This window comes from Bordetella genomosp. 5 (assembly GCF_002261315.1).
GTDB lineage: Bacteria > Pseudomonadota > Gammaproteobacteria > Burkholderiales > Burkholderiaceae_B > Bordetella.
This window is the reverse complement of sequence record NZ_NEVP01000011.1, coordinates 402680-424115: the sequence shown is the minus strand read 5'-3', so window position 1 is coordinate 424115 and position 21436 is coordinate 402680. Positions and strand designations below refer to the sequence as shown.

The window sequence follows — 21436 nt, the reverse complement described above, 5'->3', positions numbered from 1 at the left end:
GTCGTGAGACGCCGCCGCGTCTTGCTTTCCATTCCCCATGTTCGCATTCATTCTTCGCCGCCTGTTGCAGGCAGGCGCGGTCATGCTTACGGTGGCCCTGTTGGCGTTCGTGCTGTTCCAGTATGTGGGTGACCCCGTCACCATCATGCTCGGGCAGGACGCCACGGACGCCGAACGCGTAGAGCTGCGCCAACGACTCGGCCTGGACGATCCCGCCCCGGTCCAGTTCGCGCGCTTTGTCGGCAACGCCGTGCAAGGCGACTTCGGCATGTCGCTGCGCCAGAGCGAGCCGGTCTCGTCCCTGATCCGCAGCCGCCTGCCGGCCACCCTCGAACTCTCCTTCGCCGCCGCGCTGCTGGCGCTCGTGGTGGGATTGCCGCTCGGCGTTTACACCGCGCTGCGCCGCAACGGCATGCTGTCCCAGATCGTGCTGGCCGGCTCGCTGCTGGGCGTATCGCTGCCCACCTTCCTGATCGGCATTCTGCTCATCATGATCTTTTCGGTCACGCTGGGCTGGCTGCCGAGCTACGGCCGGGGCGAGACCGTGGCACTGGGCTGGTGGACCACCGGGCTGCTCACCCCGACCGGCTGGAAGCACCTGATCCTGCCGACCATCACGCTGTCGCTGTTCCAGATGACGCTGATCCTGCGACTGGTGCGCTCGGAGATGCTGGAGGTGCTGCGCACCGACTACATCAAGTTCGCGCGGGCGCGCGGCCTCAAGCGCCGGGCCATCCACTTCGGTCACGCCCTGAAGAACACCATGGTGCCGGTCATCACGATCACCGGCCTGCAGCTCGGCGGCATCATCGCCTTCGCCATCGTGACCGAGACCGTGTTCCAGTGGCCCGGCATGGGTCTGCTGTTCATCCAGGCGGTGCAGTTTGCCGACATTCCCGTCATGGCAGCCTACCTCTGTCTGATCGCACTGGTGTTCGTGGTGATCAACCTGGTGGTCGATCTGCTGTATTTCGTTGTCGATCCGCGTCTGCGCGCGGGTCTGGGCCGTGCCCGGGGAGGTCACTGATGCAAGCCACGCTCAAACGCTGGTGGAACAGCGACCTCTGTTGGTCCTGGCGCCACGCGCCGGTCGCCATCGTGGCGACCGTGATTCTCGTCCTGCTGCTGATCGGTTCGTTCGGCGCGGGTTGGGTGGCGCCGCATAATCCGTTCGACCTGACCACGGTGGAGCTGCTCGACGCGCTGCTGCCGCCGGCATGGGAAGAGAACGGCTCGTCCAAGTATCTGCTCGGTACTGACAGCCAGGGCCGCGACCTGTACTCGGCGCTGCTGTACGGCACCCGGGTGTCGCTGCTGATCGGCCTGGCGTCGGTGGCGCTGTCGATGGTGATCGGCATCGTGCTGGGCCTGCTCTCGGGTTACGTGGGCGGCCGTGTCGATGCGTTCATCATGCGCGTCGCCGATGTGCAGCTGTCGTTTCCCGCCATCCTGATCGCGCTGCTGATCGATGGCGTGGCGCGTGCCGCCGTGCCGCGCGAGCTGCACGAGGTGATCGCGTTCCCGGTGCTGATCGGCGCGATCGCGCTGGCCGGCTGGCCGCAATATGCCCGCACCGTGCGCGGCTCGACCCTGGTCGAGAAAAACCGCGAATACGTGCAGGCGGCCCGCGTGATCGGCGTGTCCACGCCGGTCATCATGTTCCGCCACGTGCTGCCGAATGTGATGGGGCCCGTGCTGGTGCTGGCGACGGTGCATCTGGCCACCGCCATCATCACCGAGGCGACGCTGTCGTTCCTCGGGGTGGGTGTGCCGCCGACCTCGCCGTCGCTGGGCACCCTGATCCGCATCGGCAACGATTTCCTGTTCTCGGGCGAATGGTGGATCACCATCTTCCCGGGAGTGGCGCTGGTGCTGCTGGTGCTGTCGGTCAACCTGTTGGGCGACTGGCTGCGCGATGCGCTCAACCCGCGACTGAATTGAGGCGACCATGAGCGCATTGTTGGAAGTAAAGAATCTATCGGTCGAATTTCCGAACCGTCATGGCGTGCTCAAGGCGCTCGATGACGTTTCGTTTTCGATCGCGCCGGGCGAAGTGCTCGGCGTGGTGGGCGAGTCCGGCGCGGGCAAGTCCCTGACCGGGGCCGCCATCATCGGCCTGCTCGAGCCGCCGGGCCGCGTGAGCGGTGGCGAGATCCTGCTGTCGGGCCGCCGCATCGACAACCTCGGCGACGAGGCCATGCGGCGCGTGCGCGGGCGCGAGATCGGCGCGGTCTTCCAGGACCCGCTGACCTCACTCAACCCGCTCTACACCGTGGGGCACCAGCTGGCCGAGACCATCGTCACGCACCTGCCCATGACCTGGAGCCAGGCGCGCACGCGTGCGATCGAGCTGCTCGCGTCCACCGGCATCCCGGCGGCGCGCGAGCGTATCGACCACTATCCGCACCAGTTCTCGGGCGGCATGCGTCAGCGCGTGGTGATCGCACTGGCGCTCGCCGCCGAGCCCAAGCTGGTGGTGGCCGATGAGCCCACCACCGCGCTCGACGTGTCCATTCAGGCGCAGATCATCGATCTGCTCAAGAAGCTGTGCCGCGAGCAGGGCGCCTCGGTCATGCTGATCACGCACGACATGGGCGTGATCGCCGAGACCGCGGATCGCGTGGCGGTGATGTACGCGGGCCGCCTGGCCGAGATCGGCCCGGTCGCCGATGTGATCCATCAGCCGCAGCACCCGTACACGGTGGGCCTGATGGGATCGATCCCGAGCATGAAGGGGCACGTGGAGCGTCTGGTGCAGATCGACGGCAGCATGCCGCGTCTGACCGCGATCCCGCCGGGCTGCGCATTCAATCCGCGCTGCACGCGGCGCATGCCGCGCTGCACGCAGGAGCGTCCCGAGTTGTTGCCGGCGGGCACGTCCCGCGCGGCCTGTTGGTTGCACGATGTGGAGGTGGCGGCATGACGGCCCCCCTGATTTCCGTACGCGACGCGGCGCGCTGGTTCGACGTGTCGCAACCCTGGCTGGAGCGCGTGATGGCGCGCAAGCCGCGCCAGATGTTGCGCGCCGTCGACGGCGTCTCGTTCGACATCGCGCGTGGCGAAACACTGGCGCTGGTGGGCGAGTCGGGCTGCGGCAAGTCCACGGTGGCCCGCATGCTGGTGGGCCTGTACGGCCTGACCCGCGGCGAGATCCAGTTCGACGGGCAACCGGTCGAGCGCATGCAGGGCCGTTCGGGGCGGGCGTTGCGGCGCCGGCTGCAGATGATCTTCCAGGATCCGTTCGCCAGCCTGAATCCGCGCTGGCGCGTGGGCCGCATCATCGCCGAGCCGATGCTCACCCACACCGACATGAGCGCGGCCGAGCGCCAGATCCGCGTGGCCGAGCTGCTCACGCAGGTGGGGCTGGACCCGGCCGATCAGAGCCGCTATCCCCACCAGTTCTCGGGTGGTCAGCGCCAGCGTATCTCGATCGCGCGCGCGCTCGCCGTGCGGCCGGAATTCCTTGTGTGCGACGAGCCCACCTCCGCGCTCGACGTGTCGGTGCAGGCGCAGGTGCTCAACCTGATGAAGGAGCTGCAGCGCGAGCTGGGGCTGACGTACCTGTTCATCTCGCACAATCTGGCGGTCGTGCACCATGTGGCCGACCGCGTCGGCGTGATGTATCTGGGCCGCATCGTGGAGGTGGCGCCGCGCGACGACGTGTTCGCCACGCCGCGGCATCCCTACACCCGGATGCTGCTCGAGGCCATCCCCGACCTGGAAGGCACGGGCAAGCGCCGCACGGCCGTGGCGGGCGAGGTGCCCAACCCGCTCAACCCGCCCACGGGCTGCACGTTCCATCCGCGTTGCCCGCATGCCAACGAGCGCTGCAAGCAGGAAGTGCCGGTCCTGATGCCCGCCGGGCCCGGCGTAGTGGCATGTCACGCGGTCCAGGAAGGACGACTATAGGACAGCGAGACGCCGCGCCTTTGCAAAAAACGGCGTGGCCTTGGCCACGCCGTTTTGCGTCAGGGGCTCGCTGCGATCAGTGGCGGTGCGGGCTCGGCGGCAGGGCGCGGCGCAGGGCGTCTTCCTCGCCGTCGTCTTCGTCGTCCTCGTCCTCGTCGTCTTCATCGTCCTCCGGCTCGAGCGGATCTTCGCTCAGGGCGAACGGCAGGACGTCGGCCAGCTCGTCCGACCAGGCGCATTCTTCGCCTTCCTGGTCGAGTTTGACGAAGCGCTCGCCCTCCACCAGTGAAATCTGCACGGCCCACAGGTAGATGCAGTCGTAGGTCTGCGTGGCGGCGTCGGGCAGGCCGCCCAGGCCGCCGAGCAGGCGCGCGTCCTTGCCGCCCATCTGCACGTGAGGCTGATCGTCGTCGGCCTCTTTGCCATCGGTATCGAGCGCCACGCCGAACGTGACCCACTCGGTGCCCTCGTCGCCCTTGCCGACTTCGGCGAGGACGGGGCGGCCCATGTAGGCGGACATGGCGTCGGCGGTCTTGGCGAGCATGTCGAGCTCGGCCGTGCTGAAGGTGACGATCGAGGCGGGAGCTTGGCTGGAGGCGGGCATGGTGGGTCTGGGTGCGGGCAAATGCGCGTACTATGCGCGGGTTTTCCCGTGAATTTTGCCATGACCGCCGCACCCTCCGCCCGCCACATGCTGTTTCCGTTGTTCGCCGCCCTGATCTGGTCGGTGAATATGGTGGTCACCAAGATGGCGGCGAGCACGATTTCGCCGGCGGCCATCGGCTTCTATCGCTGGGCGCTGGCGGCCCTGCTGCTCGCGCCGTTCGCCCTGCCGGGCGTGGTGCGGCAATGGCACCTGATCCGTCCCAACCTCTGGCGTCTGGGCGTGCTCGGCGCACTGGGCATGGCGCTGTATCAGGGGCTCGCCTATGTGGCGGCCGCCACCACCACGGCCACCAACATGGGCATCATCACGGCGATGGTGCCCCTGCTCACCATCGGGGTGGGCACGCTGGTGTTGCGCGAGCGGCCCGCCGCCACGGCCCTGATCGGGGCGCTGGTGTCCCTGTTCGGGCTGGCGCTGTTGTTGGGCAAGGGCGATCCCTTGCAGCTGCTGCGCGCGGGGGTGAACCTCGGCGACGGGCTGATGGGCCTGGCCGCGCTGGCCTACGCCTTGTACGGCATCCTGCTGCGCAAGTGGTCGTTGCCGATCGGCGCATGGCAGTCGTTGTTCGTGCAGGTGATGTTCGGCGTGCTGCTCCAGATTCCGACTTTCGTGCTGGCCGAGCCGTCGCCACTGAACGCACAGAACATCCCGCTGGTGCTTTATGCCGGCATCTTTCCGTCGCTGTTCGCGCCGTTTTTGTGGATGCAGGGCGTGCGGCATCTGGGGCCCAACCGGGCCAGTCTGTTCCTGAACCTGATGCCGGTCGGGACCGTGGCGATCGCCATGGTGGCGCTGGACGAGCAGCCGCACCTCTATCACGTGACGGGCGGGCTGCTGGCCCTGGCCGGCGTCAGTCTGGCGCAGTGGCGGCCGGGCCGCGCCGCTGCCGTGTAGTAACCGGGCGCCGGGCACCGGGCGCCGGGCACCGGGCGCGAGGCCCTCACGGGCGCGGAGAACAGGCGCGCCGCCGTCTGAAATCCGGGCCATGCCAAGGTGGCCTACAATCCAGGGTTTCGCATCCTGTCTCTCTACGAGCCCATGGCCCAATACGTCTACACCATGAATCGCGTGGGCAAGATCGTGCCGCCCAAGCGGCAGATCCTGCGCGACATTTCGCTGTCCTTCTTCCCCGGCGCCAAGATCGGCGTGCTCGGCCTGAACGGCTCGGGCAAATCGACGCTGCTCAAGATCATGGCCGGCGTGGACAAGGAGATCGAGGGCGAAGCCGTCCCGATGCCGGGCCTGAACATCGGCTATCTGCCGCAGGAGCCCGAGCTCGATCCCACCCACACCGTGCGCCAGTCGGTCGAAGCCGGCCTGGGCGCCGTGTTCACCGCCAAGCAGCGCCTCGATGAGGTGTACGCCGCCTACGCCGAGCCGGACGCCGATTTCGACGCGCTGGCCGCCGAGCAGGCCAACCTCGAAGCCATCATCGCCGCCGCGGCCTCCAGCGGCGCCGACGATATCGAGCACCAGATGGAAATCGCCGCCGATGCGCTGCGCCTGCCGCCCTGGGATGCCATCGTCGGCAATCTGTCGGGCGGTGAAAAGCGCCGCGTCGCGCTGTGCCGTCTGCTGCTGTCCAAGCCCGACATGCTGCTGCTCGACGAACCGACCAACCACCTGGATGCCGAAAGCGTCGAGTGGCTGGAGCAGTTCCTGCACAAGTTCCCGGGCACCGTCGTGGGCGTGACCCACGATCGCTACTTCCTCGACAACGCCGCCGAGTGGATTCTCGAACTCGACCGCGGTCACGGTATCCCCTGGAAGGGCAACTACAGCACCTGGCTCGAACAAAAAGAAGCTCGCCTCAAGCAGGAAGAGGCTTCCGAGTCCGCGCGCCAGAAGACCATCAAGAAAGAACTCGAGTGGGTGCGCCAGAATCCGAAGGGCCGCCAGGCCAAGGCCAAGGCCCGTATCGCCCGCTTCGAAGAACTGTCGTCCTACGAATACCAGAAGCGCAACGAGACCCAGGAAATTTTCATTCCGGTCGGCGAGCGCCTCGGCAACGAAGTCATCGAGTTCAACAACGTCAGCAAGGCCTACGGCGATCGGCTGCTGATCGACAACCTGAGCTTCAAGGTGCCCCCGGGCGCCATCGTGGGCATCATCGGCCCCAACGGCGCCGGTAAGTCCACGCTGTTCCGCATGATCGCGGGCCGCGAGCAACCCGATTCGGGCGAAGTGAAGATCGGTCAGACGGTCAAGCTCGCCTACGTCGACCAGTCGCGCGACTCGCTCGCCGATGCCAAGACGGTGTTCGATGCCATCTCCGACGGCGCCGATCTGCTGACCGTGGGCAAGTTCGAGATGTCGTCGCGCGCCTACCTGGGCCGCTTCAACTTCAAGGGCGGTGACCAGAACAAGATCGTCGGCCAGCTCTCCGGCGGTGAGCGCGGCCGTCTGCATCTGGCCAAGACGCTCGTGGCCGGCGGCAACGTCCTGCTGCTCGACGAACCGTCCAACGACCTCGACGTCGAAACGCTGCGCGCGCTCGAAGATGCGCTGCTCGAGTTCCCCGGCAGCGTGATGGTGATCTCGCACGATCGCTGGTTCCTCGACCGTATCGCCACGCACATCCTGGCTTTCGAAGGCGACTCGCAAGTGGTCTTCTTCGACGGCAACTACCAGGAATACGAGGCCGACAAGAAGAGCCGCCTGGGCGACGAGGGCGCCAAGCCCAAGCGCCTGCGCTACAAGGCACTGAAGTAAACCCCAGGCAATGGGGCGAGGAGGCCGGATGCATGTCCGGCCTTTTTCATGGGCGGCGCGTGCGCGATCACGGCGTGGCCGCGGGATCCCTCCTGGCCGGGCGTGCGGCCAGCGGCGCCCCTCGCGGGTCAGTGACGGCGCATCTGGTATACGCTGAGGCATGTGCCGCCCGCCGGTGGCCGCTGCGGAGGATGTCCGTCATGAGCAAGCTGCTGCAGGCCGACTCGGCCACCCTGTTGATCGTCGACATGCAGGCCCGGCTCATGCCGGCCATCGAGCGGGGCGACGCGGTGCTCGCCGCCGCGCACAAGCTGGCGCAGGCCGCGCGGCTGCTGGATGTGCCGGTCGTGGCGACCGAGCACAACGCCGCCACCCTGGGCGCGACGGTCGAACCGCTCGCGGGCCAGATCCAGGCCGCGTTCCACAAGATGCATTTTTCGGCGGTACGCGAAGCCGGATTCGAAGCCTGGCTGCCGCCGGCGCGCAAGACGGTCCTGGTGGCCGGCTGCGAAGCCCACGTCTGCGTGCTGCAGACCGTGATCGGGCTGGCGGAGCAGGGCTGGCACGCGGTGCTGGTGGCCGACGCCACCGGCTCCCGCCGCGCCTCGGATCACCATGCGGCGCTGCGGCGGGCGCGCTCGGCGGGGGCCGATATCGTGACCACCGAGATGGCGATCTTCGAATGGCTGGGCACCTGCGAGCACCCGCGCTTCCGCGACGCGTTACGACTCGTCAAATAGGGACGGGTCCGGCGCAACAATTGTGTGTGGCGATCGAACAATTCCTATAGCTGGACACAATAATTGGGCAAACCTCACAGCAAAACGCGGATCCTTTTGCGATCCTGAAGGCTCTGAATCAATAAGACAACGCATCTTGCGCAGGGCGGGCCCGAAACTTGCGGGTAGGGCACCACCTCCGCGCGACGGTCCGGCCGTAAAGGGCGATGCGCGGTCCCGGCACAACAAAAGGAGCCCATCATGAAACTCGCTACTTTGTCCAAAGTCTGCATTGCCGCCACCCTCGCGGCGACCATGGCCGGTTGTTCCTCCTGGGACGGCATGAGCCATCGTCAGAAGAGCGCCGTCGGCGGCGCCGCCATCGGCGGCGTGGCAGGCGCGGTGATCACCAATGGCGGTGTGCTGGGTACCGTCGGCGGCGCCGCCCTGGGCGGCGTGATCGGCGATCAGGTCGGCAAGCGCTGATCCCCGGGCGGCATAGCCGCCCAAGCAAAGCGGGGCCCGTCCGGTGATGCCGGACGGGCCCCGCTTTATTTCATGGCACGCGATTCGCTGTTTGCGCCGGCTTACGACACGGCCGCGGCCGCGGTTTCCATGTCGGCGCAGGCGCGGGTGTACAGCCGCTGGGCGTAATCCAGCTCCACGCCGAGTTCTTTCAGGTGCCCGCTCTGGTCATCGAGGCAATTGTCGTACTTGGTTTTGGCTTCGATGTAGCTCAGGCCGGTGTTGCGCAGGCTGTTGATGAAGTTCTCGCGCGACTCGCGCAGGAGATTCAGGTTTTTCTCGCCGTAATCGTAGATGTAGCGAGCCCGGGTGAGGCGATCGGCGGCCTGGCGCAGCTGTTCGCGCAGCGCCTGCTCCCGGTCTTGCGTCACGTCGGTGAGATCCTGATCCATCATGCCCGGCATCTTAACCGGACGGGCAAACGCCCGTTCGGCAAGACAGGGCCGGGATTTCGGTTCAGAGCGCCGGATCGACCCGGGCGCTCCCGCTGCTTAGCGGCGGAACTGCGGACGCGACGTGGGCGGGGGACCGCTACGCTCGTCTTTGTGGCGGAAATTGATCCGGCCCTTGGTCAGGTCGTAGGGCGACATTTCGAGGGTCACGCGATCGCCCGCCAGGATGCGGATACGGTGCTTGCGGATGCGGCCGGAGGCGTATGCGCCCACTTCGACGCCATTGTCCAGCGTCACGCGGTAGCGGCTGTCGGGCAGCACTTCGTCCACGATACCGTTCAGTTCGATGAGTTCTTCTTTCGCCATCTTTTATATCTCCTTGTCGAGCGCGGCGGTGGCAACCACAAGCGCTGCGGGGCGTTCCCAGACGGGGGACAGATTGAGACCGGACGCGAACGCCGGATACTGACTCGGGTACGGGCCATGACGCCTGGCTGGGACCAGGGGGGGGGCGGGTACTCGCCGCTGGGGCAATGTGCGCCAGGTGGCGCGGCTAGGTCGCAACGGCCAAACCGTTGGAAGAAGCGGTGGATGCAGAACGTCGGAGCGGTCCGTCGCAGGGCATCCGGGTCGTCGAGCCGGCAGGGGCGCCTCGGGGATCGTGCAGTGACACGGACCGGGTAAGCAGCGCAAATGCAGGCTTCCTGCGGAAAATCAACGACTTATTGTAGCGCGGATACCACGTTTTAGCCAGATGCCCGGGAATCTGCCGCGAGCAGGCCGCCGCGACCGTGGCATCGAGGCCACAGGCGGGCCGCCACGACGCGGGCGGCCGGTGCGCACCAGGGCGGGGCCGTGTCAGGGCAGCGGGCCCGGATGCTGCGGCAGGGTGTCGGTGATCTCGTGCCAGGGGGCCTTGTCGGCCACATGTACGTGGCACGCCGGGCGCACGCCCGGGTCGTCGTCGAGTGCGCCGAGGGGCAGGCCGTAGACCTCGGGCGTGGCGTCGAAGCGCGACAGCAGCGGCGAGCCGCAGGCACCGCAGAAGCCCCGGTAGCTGCCCGGCGACGAGCTGTACCAGGTGATATCGCTCTCGCCGCGTGTCCAGGTGAAATCGCTCACCTGCACGGTGGCGCGGCTGCGGTAGGCGCCGCCCTGGCTTTTGCGGCACATCGAGCAATGGCAGTTGAGGGCATTGGTGAGCGGGCCGTTGATTTCGTAGGCCACGCGGCCGCACAGGCAGGAACCATGCAACATGATGTAGACGTCCGGTACGCAGAGGAGGGAAGTCGGGTTTACCAGACTATACCGAGAACCGCGCCGGCCGTGGCTCTGCGCCGATTGTGACGCTCAGGTTTCAAGACCTGATCCGGCCCTGTCATTTTTTCGACAAATGGAACGGCGCACGTCATCAGGCGGTCACCCCCGATCGACAAAATCCCCTCCGTCAACAAACAACCAAGGGGGCGTCATGCCGAACTACGCGATCGAAGTCGAAGGGCTGTCCAAAACCTTCGCCGGCAAGCCGGCCCTCCAGCGCGTCGATCTGAAGATCGCCGAAGGCGAGATGGTGGCGCTGCTCGGCGCGTCCGGCTCGGGCAAGTCGACGCTGCTGCGGCATCTCGCCGGCTTCGTCGCGGGCGATGCGGGCGCGGGCCGCGTGACGGTCAACGGCTGCCTGATCCAGCACAACGGCCGCATCAGCCGCGGCGTGCGCGGCGCCCGCGCCGGCATCGGCTTTGTCTTTCAACAGTTCAATCTGGTGGGCCGCCTGCCGGTGATCACCAATGTGCTGACCGGCATGCTGCCGCGCGTGCCGCTGTGGCGCAGCCTGCTGCGCGTGTTCCGCCGCGACGAGATCGCGGCCGGCTGCGAGGCGCTGGCGCAGGTCGGCATCGGCGAGCACGCCTGGCAACGCGCCTCGACGCTGTCGGGCGGTCAGCAGCAGCGCGCGGCCATCGCCCGCACCCTGGTGCAGAACGCACGCGTGATCCTGGCCGACGAGCCCATCGCCTCGCTCGATCCCGAGTCGTCGCGCCGCGTCATGGACACGCTGGCTCAGATCAATCGCGACCGCGGCGTGGCCGTGGTGGTGTCGCTGCATCAGGTCGATGTGGCGCTGCGTTATTGCCCGCGCGTGGTGGCCCTGCGCCATGGCCGCGTGGTGTACGACGGCCCGGCGCGCGAGCTCACGCCGGCCATGCTGCAAGACCTTTACGGCGCCGATCTGGGCGAGCTGCTGCCCGCCGCCAACGGTGCGCGCGCGCCGCTGCTGGAGCCCGCGCTGGCCCTGGCCTGAACGCCGCGCGACCCCGACCGATTTCCCCACCCTGGCTTACCTACGGAGCCTCTTCATGCTGCGCAGAACCTTCTGCTTCCTGCTGGCCTCGGCCGCCCTGTCCGCCGGCGCCCACGCGCAGGATCTCAAGACGCTGAACTTCGGCATCATTTCCACCGAATCGTCGAGCAACCTCAAGTCGGCCTGGCAGCCGCTGGTCGACGATCTGAGCAAGGCGCTCGGCGTCGAGGTCAAGCCGTTCTTCGCCTCCGACTACGCCGGCATCATCGAAGGCATGCGCTTCAACAAGGTGCAGGTCGCCTGGTACGGCAACAAGTCGGCCATGGAGGCCGTCGACCGGGCCCAGGGCGAGGTCTTCGCGTCCGTTATCGACAAGGACGGCAACCCGGGCTACTGGTCGGTGCTGCTGGTGAACAAGTCCAGCCCGATCAACAGCGTCGAAGACGTCATCAAGCAGGGCAAGACCCTGAGCTACGGCGCCGGCGACCCCAACTCCACGTCGGGCACGCTGGTGCCGGGCTACTACCTGTGGGCCGCCAACAAGGTCGATCCCAAGACGCTGTTCAAGAACGTGCGCGTCAGCAACCACGAAACCAACCTCCTGTCGGTCATCAACGGTCAGGTCGACGTGGCGGTCAACAACACCGAAGCGCTCGAACGCTATCGCATCAGCACGGGCAAGAATCCGCAGGATCAGGTCAAGGTGATCTGGAAGTCGCCGCTGATCCCGGCCGACCCGATGGTGTATCGCACCGACCTGCCGGCGGACGTGAAGACGAAGCTGCGCGACTTCTTCGTGAACTACGGCAAGGGCGCCAATGCCGAGCACGAGCTCGCCGTGCTCAAGGGCCTGACCTACAAGGGCTTCCGCGCCTCGGACAACGGCCAGCTCGTGCCGATCCGCCAACTGGAATACGCCAAGGAAAAGGCGCGCGTCGAGGCCGACACCGCGATGAACGCCGGCGAGAAGTCCAAGCGCATCGCCGACCTGGACCAGAAGCTGGCCGCGCTCGAGAAGCAGGCCCCCACCGCCAAGCAATAAGCGGCACGGGCGGACGCGGCGACCGCCGCGTCCGCGCCCTCGCCACCTTTACCGGATCTTCCTCATGTCCCTGGCTGCTTCCAGCACCGTCTCCCTGCCCACGGGCCCTCGTTCCTCGCTTCCCATGATGCTCGGCTGGGCCGTCCTGCTGGCCCTGTTGATCGGCTCCTGGAATGGCGCGGACATGCGTCCGCTGGACCTGTTGCGCGATTCCGGCAATATGGCGCAGTTCGCGTCCGACTTCTTCCCGCCCGACTTCCGCGACTGGCGCATGTACCTCGACGAGATGATCGTGACGGTGCAGATCGCGGTGTGGGGCACCTTTCTTGCCGTCGTGTGCGCGGTGCCGCTGGCGCTGCTGTGCTCGTCGAACATCGCACCGGTCTGGATCTACCAGCCGATGCGCCGGCTGATGGACGCGTGCCGCGCCATCAACGAGATGGTGTTCGCCATGCTGTTCATCGTGGCGGTCGGCCTGGGGCCGTTCGCCGGCGTGCTCGCGCTGTGGGTGCACACCACGGGCGTGCTGGCCAAGCTGTTCTCCGAGGCCGTCGAGGCTATCGACCCGCGGCCGGTCGAGGGCGTGCGCGCCACCGGCGCCAATGCCGTCGAGGAGATCGTCTATGGCGTGATCCCGCAGGTGCTGCCGCTCTGGATTTCGCTCTCGCTCTATCGCTTCGAGTCCAACGTGCGGTCGGCCTCCGTCGTGGGGATCGTGGGCGCCGGCGGTATCGGCACTCTGCTCTGGGAAATCATCCGCAGTTTCCGCTACGCTGAGACCTGCGCGATCATGATCATCATCATCGCGTTCGTGGCGTTCATCGACATCGTCTCGGCCCGCATCCGCGCCATGCTGATCTGAGCCGCCGACATCGTATTGTCATGCGCCGGCCTCAGAATGGCGCTTCCGAATCATTGCCGTGCCCGACACCGGGCCCGGCCCCTCACGTGGCGTCCCGCCTGCAGACCAGGCCGGGGCGCCACTTTTTTTATTCGGCGCAATCGGATTCGAGCGCGCGCAGCAGGGCATCGGCCGCATGCTGTGGCGCGCTGTTGTTGAGGATCACCACGTGGCGGCAGCTCGCGGGAATGGGGTAGTCGGCGCTGGCGCGCGCCAGACGCTCGGCGATCTGGGTCGCGTCTTCGCGGCCCCGGCCGACCAGCCGCGCGCGCAGCACCGCGGCGTCCACCTGCAGACTGACCGCCGTCAGGCCCGGATAGCGCGCATGCGCCTGGGCCAGATGGGCGCGCGAGCCGTTGATCACCACCGTGGCGCCGATGGCGAGCCAGGTATCGATTTCGACGCCGATGCCGTAGCGCAGGCCATGGCTGTGCCAATGCAGCGCGAAGCAGCCCAGGCCCGCGCGCCGGTCGAATTCATCGGGCGGCAGGTGCAGCGACGCTTCGTCGGCGCCGCCGGGTCGGGTGATGTAGCGATGCGCGACGAGCAGCGGGCGGTGCGCGGGCTGGCGCTCGCGCAACAGGCGCAGCACCGTGTCCTTGCCGCTGCCCGACGGCCCCATGAGGTACACCAGGCCGTGACCGTTCATGATCGAACGGGCAGCCAGGCAGCGCCCGCGCCATCGCGCACGCTGCCATCGAAGCCGTAGTGGCGGGCGATCAGGAAGTCGGCGCCGGGCTCGGGCTGCACATACAGGCTGACGGCGCTGGCCGGCATCGGCTCGGCCGCCAGCGGCGCACTGAGCGTGGTCAGCGCCGCTTCGGCGGCATGCAGCGCGGGTTCCGCCAGCATGCCGCTCAGCGTGATGTGAAAGCGGTAGGTGTCGAACGCGTAGGGGTAACCCCAGCGCATCAGCATCGCGCGTTCGGCGTCGGGCAACTGTTCGGGACGGCGCCTTGCCAGCTCGGCCTCGGTGGCGGGGGCGCGCAACGGGTCGAGAAAGGCGATGGCATCGTCGGCGAGGGCCTGCATCGCGCGACGGCCGGTGTCGTCGTCGGCGGCGATGCACCAGGCCAGAAATCCGCGCAGCCGGCGCAGCGCCAGCCGCACCTGGAAGGGCGCGTGGCGGCGGGCCAGCGCGCGCAGCGCGGCGTCGAGTTCGGTGGCGTCGGCGCCATCGGCCAGCCGCAGCGGCGCCTTGAGCGTGGCATGCAGGCCGTACAGGCGGGGTGCGCTTGTCCAGTCGGCCGGCGCCTCGGAAGGCAGGGCGGCGCCGGTCTGCGCGCAGCGGCCCAGCCAGGCGCTGCCGTGGTCCCACCACGCGCCCTCGGGCGCGAGGTAGACCGCGTAGCGATGGGCGAGGGGAGGGGGCATGATTCAGGCGGCCAACGCGGCGGCGCGCTCGGCCTCGAATTGGCGCGTGGCATAGCGCAGCGCACCGCCGACCACGGCCGCGCAGACGCGGGGCATGCCCGGCACGCTGTCGTCGACCACGATCAGGTCGGCGATGCGGCCCGGCGTGAGGCTGCCGCGGTCGCGCAGGCCGGCGGCGCGCGCCGGGTTGGCCGACACGAGGGCCCAGGCGTCGACCAGAGGCAGCACACCGGTGTCGGCCAGCTTCAGCGCGGCGAGCAGCGGTGCGGGGTAGTAGTAATCGGAGGTCAGGACATCGCACAGGCCGGCACGCACCATGTCGGTCGCGCCGGGCGCGCCGGTGTGGCTCTTGCCGCGCACCACGTTGGGCGCGCCGAAGATCACCGAGTTGCCCAGGTCCCGCGCGACGCGGGCGGCTTCGGGCGTGAGCGGAAACTCCGCGACTTCGCAGCCCAGGCCGTGATAGTAGCGGCGGGTGCTTGCGTCGGGGTCGTCGTGCGAGGCGACCTTCAGGCCGGCCTCGTGCGCGCTGCGCACCAGATCCCGCATGGCGCTCGCCACGCGGTCGGCGCCGCTCATGGCCTGGCGGATGCGCTCGCGGAAGGTGTCGAGATCGCACTCGGCGCGATCCGCATACTGCAGCAGCTTGCGGTCGTCGCCCAGCCGGCGCGCCATGCCGGGCAGATGATCGTTGAGCGCAAGAAACCGCACGCGGCCCGCGCGGATCCAGTCCTGTGCGAGCGCCACGCCATCGAGATGGTGGGTTTCGAAGCGCAGATGCACATAGTGCCGTGCGGCCAGCTCGTCGCGCAGCGTGTCGAGCGCGCCGAACATGTGTTCGGCGTACGGCTCGCCGCGCAGCCCGCCTTCCCACGACAGCGTCACGCCATGAAACTCGGTGGTGATGCCGTTGGAGAGCAGCTGGCGGTCGACGTCGAGCAGCGCGTTGTTGTACGGGAACGCGACACCGGGCCGGGGCATGACGGCGCGTTCGAAGGCGTCGCCGTGCAGGTCCACGATGCCGGGCAGCACCAGCAGGTCGCCTGCGTCCAGCCATTGGCCGTGGCGCCGCGCGGGGCCACCCGCGTCGTCGATGAGCCCGCCATGAAAGCGCAGGCTGGCGACGCCGGGCCCGGAGGGCGTCAGGATGCGCTTGCCGGTAATGCCGGCCAGCAGGGGGGCTGGAGCAGAAGAAGGATTCATGCGGCGTACCTTACCGAAGCCACATTACAGCTAAATGTCTAGACGAATCGGGCGGGTCATGCGGGCACGGTGTCGTCGTCGCTGATCACCAGTTGCACCCAGTCGCCGACGAAGCGCGTGAGGCTGTACTGGAGCGGAACGCCGGCCTGGTCCACATTGAGCGATTCGATCTGCAGGATCGGGCGCGTCTTGGGCTGACCCAACAGGCGCGTCACCTCGGCGCTCGGGAGCGCGGCGGTGATGCGCGACCACTTGCGGGTGTAGTCGTCCACCCCGAAATGAGCATAGACCTTCGACACCGAACGCTGGCGCGCGAGCTCGTCGGCAAAGTCCGGAAAGCGGCGTTCGTCGAAAAAATGTTCGGAGACGTTGATCGGCGTGCCCTCGGCCTTGCCGATCAGTTGCACGCGCAACAAGGGATGGCTGCGCGGCAGGCCGAGATGGCGCGCCACGTCGGCATTGCGCAACACCAGGCTGTCGATCACTTCGACATGGCCGTGCAGGCCCTGGTTGCGGAGGTTCTCGGAGAAGCGGGTGCGCCGGCCGATGACGTAATCGATCGCGTGCTCCTGCACGAAGGTGCCACGCCCCTGCTCGATCCGCACCAGACCATGCTGCTCGAGCTCGGCCATTGCGCGGCGGATCGTGTGCCGATTGACCGAGAAACGCGCGGCCAGCTCCGGCTCGGGCGGCATCTGTTCGCCCGCGGGATAGCGCTTCTTGCGGATGTCTTCGGCGAGCTGTTCGCCGATCTGGCGCCATACCGCGATGCCGGAGCCTCTTTCTACCATGGTCTTGTACCTGTCATGTGCGCAACATATCGTCGGCGAGATTGTGCACCATCGCCGCGCGCCGCGCCCTGGTCACGCGGCCGAATCGGGGCCTGTCATCAAAGCTTAATCCTGCCCTGCAAAACTGCCGCCATTCGTGTTTCACTTTGGCTATATTCATCTAGACGTTTAGAGGACGCACATGGATTCCTGCCCGAACCCCAACGATGCCGAGCGGGCCGCCTGGATGCGCGTGCTGGCGCTGGCCGATCCCCAGCGGCTCGACGTGCTCTACGACGCGCTCGAGCCCATTCCCGATTACCGCATGCTGCGCGAGCCGCAGACAGGCATGGCGATGGTGCGCGGCCGCAGCGGCGGCACGGGCGAGCCTTTCAACCTGGGCGAGGTCACGGTGACCCGCTGCGCCATCACGCTCGATCCCGGCGTGATGGGCGTGGCCTATGTGCAGGGGCGTGGCCGGCGGCATGCGCGGCAGGCCGCCGTGGCGGACGCCCTCATGCAATTGGCGGATTGGCGGCCGCGCATCGAACGTGATCTGCTGGCGCCCCTGGCGCGCGAACAGGCCGAGCGGGCCGGCCGCCGCGCCGGCGCCGCCGCGCAGTCGCGGGTGGAGTTCTTCACGATGGTGCGAGGAGAGGATTGATGCAGCCGCAACGCCAACCCCAGACCTCCCCGGCGGTGCAGACGGGCGCCGTGCAGACGGGCGCCGTGCAGACGGGCGCCGTGCACACGGGCGCCGTGCATACGGGCGTCGTGCACACGAGCGCCGTCCCGCTGCCCGGCTTCACCGATCCGGTGGCCGACGCGCAGCAGGCGTTCCGCCTCGCCCTGCAAGCCATGGCGGCGCCCGGCCGCGTCCATACGCTCGAGCCGACCTGCGCGGTGCCGGCCGGCTTCGCGCCCGCGCTCACCGCGCTGCTGCTCACGCTGGCCGATACCGACACCCCGCTGTGGTTGCCGCCGGACAGCAGTGCCCAGGCGCTGGCGTTCGTGCGCTTTCATTGCGCCAGCCCGCTGGTCGACCTGCCGCTCGCCGCGCGCTTCGTCGCGGTACCGGCCGGCGCCAGGGCGCCGGCCCTGACCGACCTCGACGCGGGCCAGCCCGATTACCCCGACCGCTCCGCCACGCTGATCCTGGAGGTGGAGAGCCTCGAACAGGGGCAGGCGGTCACGCTGCGTGGCCCGGGCATCCGCGACACGCAGACGCTGCGCGCGGCGGTGCCGGAGGGCTTCTGGCGCGAATGGCGCCACAACCATGCGCGTTTTCCGCTCGGCGTGGACCTGTTCCTGACCTGCGGCGCGCGGTTCTGCGCCTTGCCGCGCACCGCCATCGTGGAGGAATGACATGTACGTAGCCGTGAAAGGAGGCGAACGCGCCATCCTCAATTCGTACCGCCTGCTGGACGCCTATCGCCGCGGCGACGTGGCCCTGCCCGAGCTGAGCGTGGCGCAGATCCGCGAACAGATGCCGCTGGCGGTGTCGCGCGTGATGGCCGAAGGCGCGCTGTACGACCGCGATCTGGCGGCCCTGGCCATCAAACAGGCCGCGGGCGACACGCTCGAGGCCGTCTTCCTGCTGCGGGCCTATCGCACCACGCTCTCGCGATTCGGCTACACGGAGCCCGTCGACACCGGCCGCATGCGGCTGGACCGGCGCATCTCGGCCACGTTCAAGGATCTGCCCGGCGGCCAGATGCTGGGTCCGACCTACGACTACACCCAGCGCCTGCTCGATTTTTCGCTGATGGACGAGGGCGAGCCGGACGCGCCGGGCGATGCGGCGCAGGCCGATGCCGCCCGCGCCGAGGCGGCCGTGCAGGCCCATACACCGCGCGTCACCGATCTGCTGGCCCAGGATGACCTGATCGACCCGGAGCTGCCGACACCGGATGCGCCCGCGCCGTTCGATCTGACGCGCGAGCCGCTCAGTTTCCCGGCGCCGCGCTCGGCGCGCCTGCAGAATCTGGCGCGCGCCGACGAGGGTTTTCTGCTGGCGATGGGCTATTCCACACAGCGCGGTTATGGCAATACCCACCCCTTCGCGGCCGAGATCCGTTACGGCAGCGTCGAGGTGGAGCTCATGGTCGAGGAACTGGGCTTCGCCGTCACCATCGGCGAGATCGAGCTGACCGAATGCCAGATGGTGAGTCAGTTCGGCGGCGCGCCGGGCGAGGCGCCGCGATTCACGCGCGGCTATGGCCTGGTGTTCGGCTACGGCGAACGCAAGGCCATGTCGATGTCACTGGTCGATCGCGCGCTCAAGGCGGCCGAACTCGGCGAAGCCGCCGATTCGCCGGCAAACGACCAGGAATTCGTTCTCTATCACAGCGACAACGTCGAGGCCTCGGGCTTCGTCCAGCATCTGAAACTGCCGCATTACGTGGACTTCCAGGCCAACCTGGAACTGGTGCGACGCCTGCGTGGCGAGCACGCGCAAGCCGAGGCCCGCGCGCAGCCGCCGGCCGGGGCTCCCCTTTCTCCCGTCACCGAGGCCGCCGCATGAGCCACGCCAGCCCCCTTACCGAAGGCGAGTACAACTTCGCCTATCTCGACGAGTCCACCAAGCGCATGCTGCGCCGCGCCCTGCTGAAGGCGGTGGCCATCCCCGGCTACCAGGTGCCGTTCGGTGGCCGCGAAATGCCCTTGCCCTACGGCTGGGGCACCGGCGGCATCCAGGTCACGGCGGCGATCATCGGCCAGCAAGACGTGCTCAAGGTGATCGATCAGGGATCGGACGACACGACCAACGCCATCAACATCCGGCGTTTCTTCGCCCGCGTGACCGGCGTGCGCACCACCGAGGCGACGCGCGAGGCCAGCATCATCCAGACGCGCCATCGCATTCCGGAAACGCCGCTCGCCGAAGGCCAGATCATGGTCTATCAGGTGCCGATCCCCGAGCCGCTGCGCTGGCTCGAGCCCAGCGAAACCGAGACCCGCACGATGCACGCGCTGGCCGAGTACGGCGGCATGCACGTCAAGCTTTACGAAGACATCGCGCGCCATGGCCATATCGCCACCACCTACGACTATCCGGTCATCGTGAACGATCGCTACATGATGCGGCCCTCGCCCATCCCCAAGTTCGACAATCCCAAGCTCGACGCCAGCCCGGCGCTGATGCTGTTCGGCGCCGGCCGCGAGAAGCGTGTGTACGCGGTGCCGCCGTACACCCGCGTGCGCAGCCTGGACTTCGAGGATCACCCGTTCGAGGTCGAGCGCTGGGACGGCAGTTGCGCGCATTGCGGCGCCACCGACAGCTATCTCGACGAGATCATTCTGGATGACCAGGGCACGCGCCGGTTCGTGTGTTCCGACACGGAGTATTGCGCCACGCGCCAGGCCGAAGGCCATCACGGCTGCGACACCGCGCCGGTGGAGGTGCAGGCATGAGCGCGCATCCCTTGTTGTCGGTACGCGGCCTGACGCACACCTGGGACGGTGTGCACGGTTGCCGCGACGTGAGTTTCGATCTGTGGCCGGGCGAAGTGCTGTGCGTGGTGGGCGAATCGGGATCGGGCAAGAGCACCTTGCTGCAGGCGCTGTCGTGGCAGGTCGTGCCGCAGGACGGCAGCATCTGGTTCGACACGCGCGACCAGGGGCCGGTGTCGCTCGCGTCGCTCACCAGCGCGCGGCTGCGCTTGCTGGCGCGCACCGATTGGGGCTTCGTGCGGCAGAACCCGCGCGATGGCCTGCGCATGCGGGTGAGCGCGGGCGCCAACGTGGCCGAGCGATTGATGGCGATCGGCGATCGCCATTACGGCGAACTGCGCGGCGCGGCCTCGGAATGGCTGCGCAAGATGGAGATCGATGTGGCGCGCCTGGACGACGCGCCGGCGAAATTCTCGGGCGGCATGCAGCAACGCCTGCAGATCGCGCGCAACCTGGTCACGCATCCGCGCCTGGTGTTCATGGACGAGCCCACCGCGTCGCTCGACGTGTCGGTGCAGGCGCGTCTGCTCGACCTGTTGCGCCAGCTCGTCGCCGATCTCGGTCTCGCGGCCATCATCGTGACGCACGATCTCGCGGTCGCGCGCCTGCTGGCGCACCGCACGCTGGTGATGCGCGGCGGGCGTGTCGTGGAGAGCGGCCTCACCGACCAGATCCTCGACGATCCGCAGCACCCCTACACCCAGTTGCTCGTGTCTTCCATCCTGCAGAGCTGATCATGACCGACCTTTCCCTCGTTTCCGGCGCCATGGTCTCGGTGCACGGACTGAGCAAGACTTTCACGCTGCACAACCAGGGCGGAACGGCGCTGCCGGTACTCGACGCGGTGGATTTCACCGCGCATGCCGGCGAGTGCGTGGTGCTGGACGGCCCCTCGGGCACGGGCAAGAGCACCTTGCTGCGCTGTCTGTATGGCAACTATCTGGCCAGCGCGGGCTCGGTCCGGGTGCGCGATGGCGCGGCCAGCGTCGAACTCACCCAGGCGGCCGAGCGCGAGGTGCTGCGGCTGCGGCGCGACGTGATCGGCTACGTCAGCCAGTTTCTGCGCGCGGTACCGCGCGTGAGCGCGCTCGACGTGGCGGCCGAGCCGCTGCGGGCCCGGGGCGTGGCCGCGGCCGAGGCGCGCGATGCCGCCGCGGCCTTGCTGGCACGGCTCAACCTGCCCGAGCGGCTCTGGTCGCTGCCGCCCGCCACGTTCTCCGGCGGCGAGCAGCAGCGCGTGAACATTGCACGCGGCTTCATCGGCGGTCATCCGATCCTGCTGCTCGACGAGCCGACGGCCTCGCTCGACGCGGACAACCGCAATGTGGTGGTGGGCCTGATCCGCGAGGCGGTGGCCGAAGGCCGCTGCCTGATCGGCATCTTCCACGATGAAGCGGTGCGCCACGCCGTGGCCACGCGTCTGTTGTCGCTGCGCCCGGCCGCCGTGCCGGCCTGCGCGGCCTGAATCGA

Annotated in this window: 25 protein-coding genes; 17 read left to right on the top strand and 8 right to left on the bottom strand. The window is 68.0% G+C overall.

Annotation, left to right across the window (positions count from 1 at the left end; genetic code table 11):
* Positions 1-37: 37 nt before the first annotated feature.
* Genes CAL25_RS19085 through CAL25_RS19070 form a run of 4 tightly spaced genes read left to right on the top strand, consistent with a single transcriptional unit; the run spans position 38 to position 3909 of the window.
* Positions 38-1027 carry an ABC transporter permease gene (locus tag CAL25_RS19085; protein ID WP_094802900.1) on the top strand — a complete coding sequence of 330 codons (990 nt, stop codon included), beginning with the start codon at positions 38-40 and terminating at the stop codon, positions 1025-1027.
* Positions 1027-1941: an ABC transporter permease gene (locus CAL25_RS19080; RefSeq protein WP_094802898.1), complete on the top strand. Its 915-nt coding sequence runs from the start codon at positions 1027-1029 to the stop codon at positions 1939-1941. Before CAL25_RS19085 ends, CAL25_RS19080 begins: the two co-directional genes overlap by 1 nt.
* A gap of 7 nt (positions 1942-1948) precedes the next feature.
* On the top strand, positions 1949-2923 hold the full coding sequence (locus CAL25_RS19075) for an ABC transporter ATP-binding protein (protein WP_094802896.1): 975 nt from the start codon (positions 1949-1951) through the stop codon (positions 2921-2923).
* Complete coding sequence (locus CAL25_RS19070) at positions 2920-3909, top strand: ABC transporter ATP-binding protein (protein ID WP_094802894.1); 990 nt, start codon at positions 2920-2922, stop codon at positions 3907-3909. The genes CAL25_RS19075 and CAL25_RS19070 overlap by 4 nt, the downstream gene beginning before the upstream one ends.
* A gap of 76 nt (positions 3910-3985) precedes the next feature.
* On the opposite strand, the gene CAL25_RS19065 is transcribed toward CAL25_RS19070, so the two are convergent.
* Positions 3986-4513 carry a hypothetical protein gene (locus tag CAL25_RS19065; protein WP_094802892.1) on the bottom strand — a complete coding sequence of 176 codons (528 nt, stop codon included), beginning with the start codon at positions 4511-4513 and terminating at the stop codon, positions 3986-3988.
* Positions 4514-4573: 60 nt separating this feature from the next.
* Here CAL25_RS19065 and CAL25_RS19060 point away from each other — a divergent pair, with 60 nt between their 5' ends.
* From CAL25_RS19060 to CAL25_RS19045, 4 genes are all read left to right on the top strand, one after another.
* Positions 4574-5470, top strand: a complete 897-nt coding sequence (locus CAL25_RS19060) for a DMT family transporter (protein WP_249279149.1) — start codon at positions 4574-4576, stop codon at positions 5468-5470.
* Between the two features lie 144 nt (positions 5471-5614).
* Positions 5615-7288, top strand: a complete 1674-nt coding sequence (ettA, locus tag CAL25_RS19055) for an energy-dependent translational throttle protein EttA (protein ID WP_094802890.1) — start codon at positions 5615-5617, stop codon at positions 7286-7288.
* A gap of 200 nt (positions 7289-7488) precedes the next feature.
* Positions 7489-8028 (top strand): isochorismatase family protein, encoded by a 540-nt coding sequence (locus CAL25_RS19050; protein WP_094803297.1) that lies wholly within the window; start codon positions 7489-7491, stop codon positions 8026-8028.
* Positions 8029-8268: 240 nt separating this feature from the next.
* Positions 8269-8493: a glycine zipper 2TM domain-containing protein gene (locus CAL25_RS19045; RefSeq protein WP_094802888.1), complete on the top strand. Its 225-nt coding sequence runs from the start codon at positions 8269-8271 to the stop codon at positions 8491-8493.
* Between the two features lie 101 nt (positions 8494-8594).
* Here the strand turns inward: CAL25_RS19045 and CAL25_RS19040 are convergent, their stop codons facing one another.
* The 3 genes from CAL25_RS19040 to CAL25_RS19030 form a co-directional block, all read right to left on the bottom strand.
* Entirely contained in the window at positions 8595-8927 is a 333-nt protein-coding gene (locus CAL25_RS19040) for a hypothetical protein (protein WP_249279148.1), read from the bottom strand.
* Between the two features lie 96 nt (positions 8928-9023).
* On the bottom strand, positions 9024-9290 hold the full coding sequence (infA, locus tag CAL25_RS19035) for a translation initiation factor IF-1 (protein WP_094802886.1): 267 nt from the start codon (positions 9288-9290) through the stop codon (positions 9024-9026).
* Between the two features lie 492 nt (positions 9291-9782).
* On the bottom strand, positions 9783-10181 hold the full coding sequence (locus CAL25_RS19030; protein WP_094802885.1) for a GFA family protein: 399 nt from the start codon (positions 10179-10181) through the stop codon (positions 9783-9785).
* 214 nt (positions 10182-10395) lie between these two features.
* On the opposite strand from CAL25_RS19030, the gene phnC reads away from it, so the two are divergent.
* The 3 genes from phnC (at position 10396) to phnE (ending at position 13127) form a co-directional block, all read left to right on the top strand.
* Positions 10396-11223, top strand: a complete 828-nt coding sequence (phnC, locus tag CAL25_RS19025; protein ID WP_094802883.1) for a phosphonate ABC transporter ATP-binding protein — start codon at positions 10396-10398, stop codon at positions 11221-11223.
* 55 nt (positions 11224-11278) lie between these two features.
* Positions 11279-12265, top strand: coding sequence for a phosphonate ABC transporter substrate-binding protein (phnD, locus tag CAL25_RS19020; RefSeq protein WP_094802881.1), 987 nt, complete (start codon positions 11279-11281; stop codon positions 12263-12265).
* Between the two features lie 64 nt (positions 12266-12329).
* The gene (gene phnE / locus CAL25_RS19015) at positions 12330-13127 is read left to right on the top strand and encodes a phosphonate ABC transporter, permease protein PhnE (RefSeq protein ID WP_094802879.1); all 798 of its coding nucleotides are present in this window, start codon (positions 12330-12332) and stop codon (positions 13125-13127) included.
* 127 nt (positions 13128-13254) lie between these two features.
* On the opposite strand, the gene phnN is transcribed toward phnE, so the two are convergent.
* From phnN to phnF, 4 genes are read right to left on the bottom strand one after another with little or no spacing between them, the layout of a single operon-like run.
* Complete coding sequence (gene phnN / locus CAL25_RS19010; RefSeq protein WP_094802877.1) at positions 13255-13815, bottom strand: phosphonate metabolism protein/1,5-bisphosphokinase (PRPP-forming) PhnN; 561 nt, start codon at positions 13813-13815, stop codon at positions 13255-13257.
* Positions 13812-14540: a DUF1045 domain-containing protein gene (locus CAL25_RS19005; RefSeq protein WP_094802875.1), complete on the bottom strand. Its 729-nt coding sequence runs from the start codon at positions 14538-14540 to the stop codon at positions 13812-13814. Before CAL25_RS19005 ends, phnN begins: the two co-directional genes overlap by 4 nt.
* Before the next feature lie 3 nt (positions 14541-14543).
* Positions 14544-15743: an alpha-D-ribose 1-methylphosphonate 5-triphosphate diphosphatase gene (locus CAL25_RS19000; protein ID WP_094802873.1), complete on the bottom strand. Its 1200-nt coding sequence runs from the start codon at positions 15741-15743 to the stop codon at positions 14544-14546.
* 56 nt (positions 15744-15799) lie between these two features.
* Positions 15800-16534 (bottom strand): phosphonate metabolism transcriptional regulator PhnF, encoded by a 735-nt coding sequence (phnF, locus tag CAL25_RS18995; RefSeq protein WP_094802871.1) that lies wholly within the window; start codon positions 16532-16534, stop codon positions 15800-15802.
* 181 nt (positions 16535-16715) lie between these two features.
* On the opposite strand from phnF, the gene phnG reads away from it, so the two are divergent.
* The 6 genes from phnG to phnL are packed head-to-tail and all read left to right on the top strand — an operon-like array spanning position 16716 to position 21431.
* The gene (gene phnG, locus CAL25_RS18990; protein ID WP_094802869.1) at positions 16716-17177 is read left to right on the top strand and encodes a phosphonate C-P lyase system protein PhnG; all 462 of its coding nucleotides are present in this window, start codon (positions 16716-16718) and stop codon (positions 17175-17177) included.
* Positions 17177-17878 (top strand): phosphonate C-P lyase system protein PhnH, encoded by a 702-nt coding sequence (gene phnH / locus CAL25_RS18985; RefSeq protein WP_094802867.1) that lies wholly within the window; start codon positions 17177-17179, stop codon positions 17876-17878. Before phnG ends, phnH begins: the two co-directional genes overlap by 1 nt.
* A 1-nt stretch (position 17879) precedes the next feature.
* The gene (locus CAL25_RS18980; RefSeq protein ID WP_094802865.1) at positions 17880-19037 is read left to right on the top strand and encodes a carbon-phosphorus lyase complex subunit PhnI; all 1158 of its coding nucleotides are present in this window, start codon (positions 17880-17882) and stop codon (positions 19035-19037) included.
* Positions 19034-19927 (top strand): alpha-D-ribose 1-methylphosphonate 5-phosphate C-P-lyase PhnJ, encoded by an 894-nt coding sequence (locus CAL25_RS18975; RefSeq protein WP_094802863.1) that lies wholly within the window; start codon positions 19034-19036, stop codon positions 19925-19927. The genes CAL25_RS18980 and CAL25_RS18975 overlap by 4 nt, the downstream gene beginning before the upstream one ends.
* Complete coding sequence (gene phnK / locus CAL25_RS18970) at positions 19924-20700, top strand: phosphonate C-P lyase system protein PhnK (RefSeq protein ID WP_094802861.1); 777 nt, start codon at positions 19924-19926, stop codon at positions 20698-20700. The genes CAL25_RS18975 and phnK overlap by 4 nt, the downstream gene beginning before the upstream one ends.
* Before the next feature lie 2 nt (positions 20701-20702).
* A complete protein-coding gene (gene phnL, locus CAL25_RS18965; RefSeq protein ID WP_094802859.1) occupies positions 20703-21431 on the top strand; it encodes a phosphonate C-P lyase system protein PhnL in 729 nt (242 codons plus the stop codon).
* The last annotated feature ends 5 nt before the right edge of the window (positions 21432-21436 follow it).

Coding starts and splice junctions, on each gene's coding strand:
- CAL25_RS19085 (WP_094802900.1), top strand. CDS start 38: ATGTTCGCATTCATTCTTCGCCGCCTGTTGCAGGCAGGCGCGGTCATG.
- CAL25_RS19080 (WP_094802898.1), top strand. CDS start 1,027: ATGCAAGCCACGCTCAAACGCTGGTGGAACAGCGACCTCTGTTGGTCC.
- CAL25_RS19075 (WP_094802896.1), top strand. CDS start 1,949: ATGAGCGCATTGTTGGAAGTAAAGAATCTATCGGTCGAATTTCCGAAC.
- CAL25_RS19070 (WP_094802894.1), top strand. CDS start 2,920: ATGACGGCCCCCCTGATTTCCGTACGCGACGCGGCGCGCTGGTTCGAC.
- CAL25_RS19065 (WP_094802892.1), bottom strand. CDS start 4,513: ATGCCCGCCTCCAGCCAAGCTCCCGCCTCGATCGTCACCTTCAGCACG.
- CAL25_RS19060 (WP_249279149.1), top strand. CDS start 4,574: ATGACCGCCGCACCCTCCGCCCGCCACATGCTGTTTCCGTTGTTCGCC.
- ettA (WP_094802890.1), top strand. CDS start 5,615: ATGGCCCAATACGTCTACACCATGAATCGCGTGGGCAAGATCGTGCCG.
- CAL25_RS19050 (WP_094803297.1), top strand. CDS start 7,489: ATGAGCAAGCTGCTGCAGGCCGACTCGGCCACCCTGTTGATCGTCGAC.
- CAL25_RS19045 (WP_094802888.1), top strand. CDS start 8,269: ATGAAACTCGCTACTTTGTCCAAAGTCTGCATTGCCGCCACCCTCGCG.
- CAL25_RS19040 (WP_249279148.1), bottom strand. CDS start 8,927: ATGATGGATCAGGATCTCACCGACGTGACGCAAGACCGGGAGCAGGCG.
- infA (WP_094802886.1), bottom strand. CDS start 9,290: ATGGCGAAAGAAGAACTCATCGAACTGAACGGTATCGTGGACGAAGTG.
- CAL25_RS19030 (WP_094802885.1), bottom strand. CDS start 10,181: ATGTTGCATGGTTCCTGCCTGTGCGGCCGCGTGGCCTACGAAATCAAC.
- phnC (WP_094802883.1), top strand. CDS start 10,396: ATGCCGAACTACGCGATCGAAGTCGAAGGGCTGTCCAAAACCTTCGCC.
- phnD (WP_094802881.1), top strand. CDS start 11,279: ATGCTGCGCAGAACCTTCTGCTTCCTGCTGGCCTCGGCCGCCCTGTCC.
- phnE (WP_094802879.1), top strand. CDS start 12,330: ATGTCCCTGGCTGCTTCCAGCACCGTCTCCCTGCCCACGGGCCCTCGT.
- phnN (WP_094802877.1), bottom strand. CDS start 13,815: ATGAACGGTCACGGCCTGGTGTACCTCATGGGGCCGTCGGGCAGCGGC.
- CAL25_RS19005 (WP_094802875.1), bottom strand. CDS start 14,540: ATGCCCCCTCCCCTCGCCCATCGCTACGCGGTCTACCTCGCGCCCGAG.
- CAL25_RS19000 (WP_094802873.1), bottom strand. CDS start 15,743: ATGAATCCTTCTTCTGCTCCAGCCCCCCTGCTGGCCGGCATTACCGGC.
- phnF (WP_094802871.1), bottom strand. CDS start 16,534: ATGGTAGAAAGAGGCTCCGGCATCGCGGTATGGCGCCAGATCGGCGAA.
- phnG (WP_094802869.1), top strand. CDS start 16,716: ATGGATTCCTGCCCGAACCCCAACGATGCCGAGCGGGCCGCCTGGATG.
- phnH (WP_094802867.1), top strand. CDS start 17,177: ATGCAGCCGCAACGCCAACCCCAGACCTCCCCGGCGGTGCAGACGGGC.
- CAL25_RS18980 (WP_094802865.1), top strand. CDS start 17,880: ATGTACGTAGCCGTGAAAGGAGGCGAACGCGCCATCCTCAATTCGTAC.
- CAL25_RS18975 (WP_094802863.1), top strand. CDS start 19,034: ATGAGCCACGCCAGCCCCCTTACCGAAGGCGAGTACAACTTCGCCTAT.
- phnK (WP_094802861.1), top strand. CDS start 19,924: ATGAGCGCGCATCCCTTGTTGTCGGTACGCGGCCTGACGCACACCTGG.
- phnL (WP_094802859.1), top strand. CDS start 20,703: ATGACCGACCTTTCCCTCGTTTCCGGCGCCATGGTCTCGGTGCACGGA.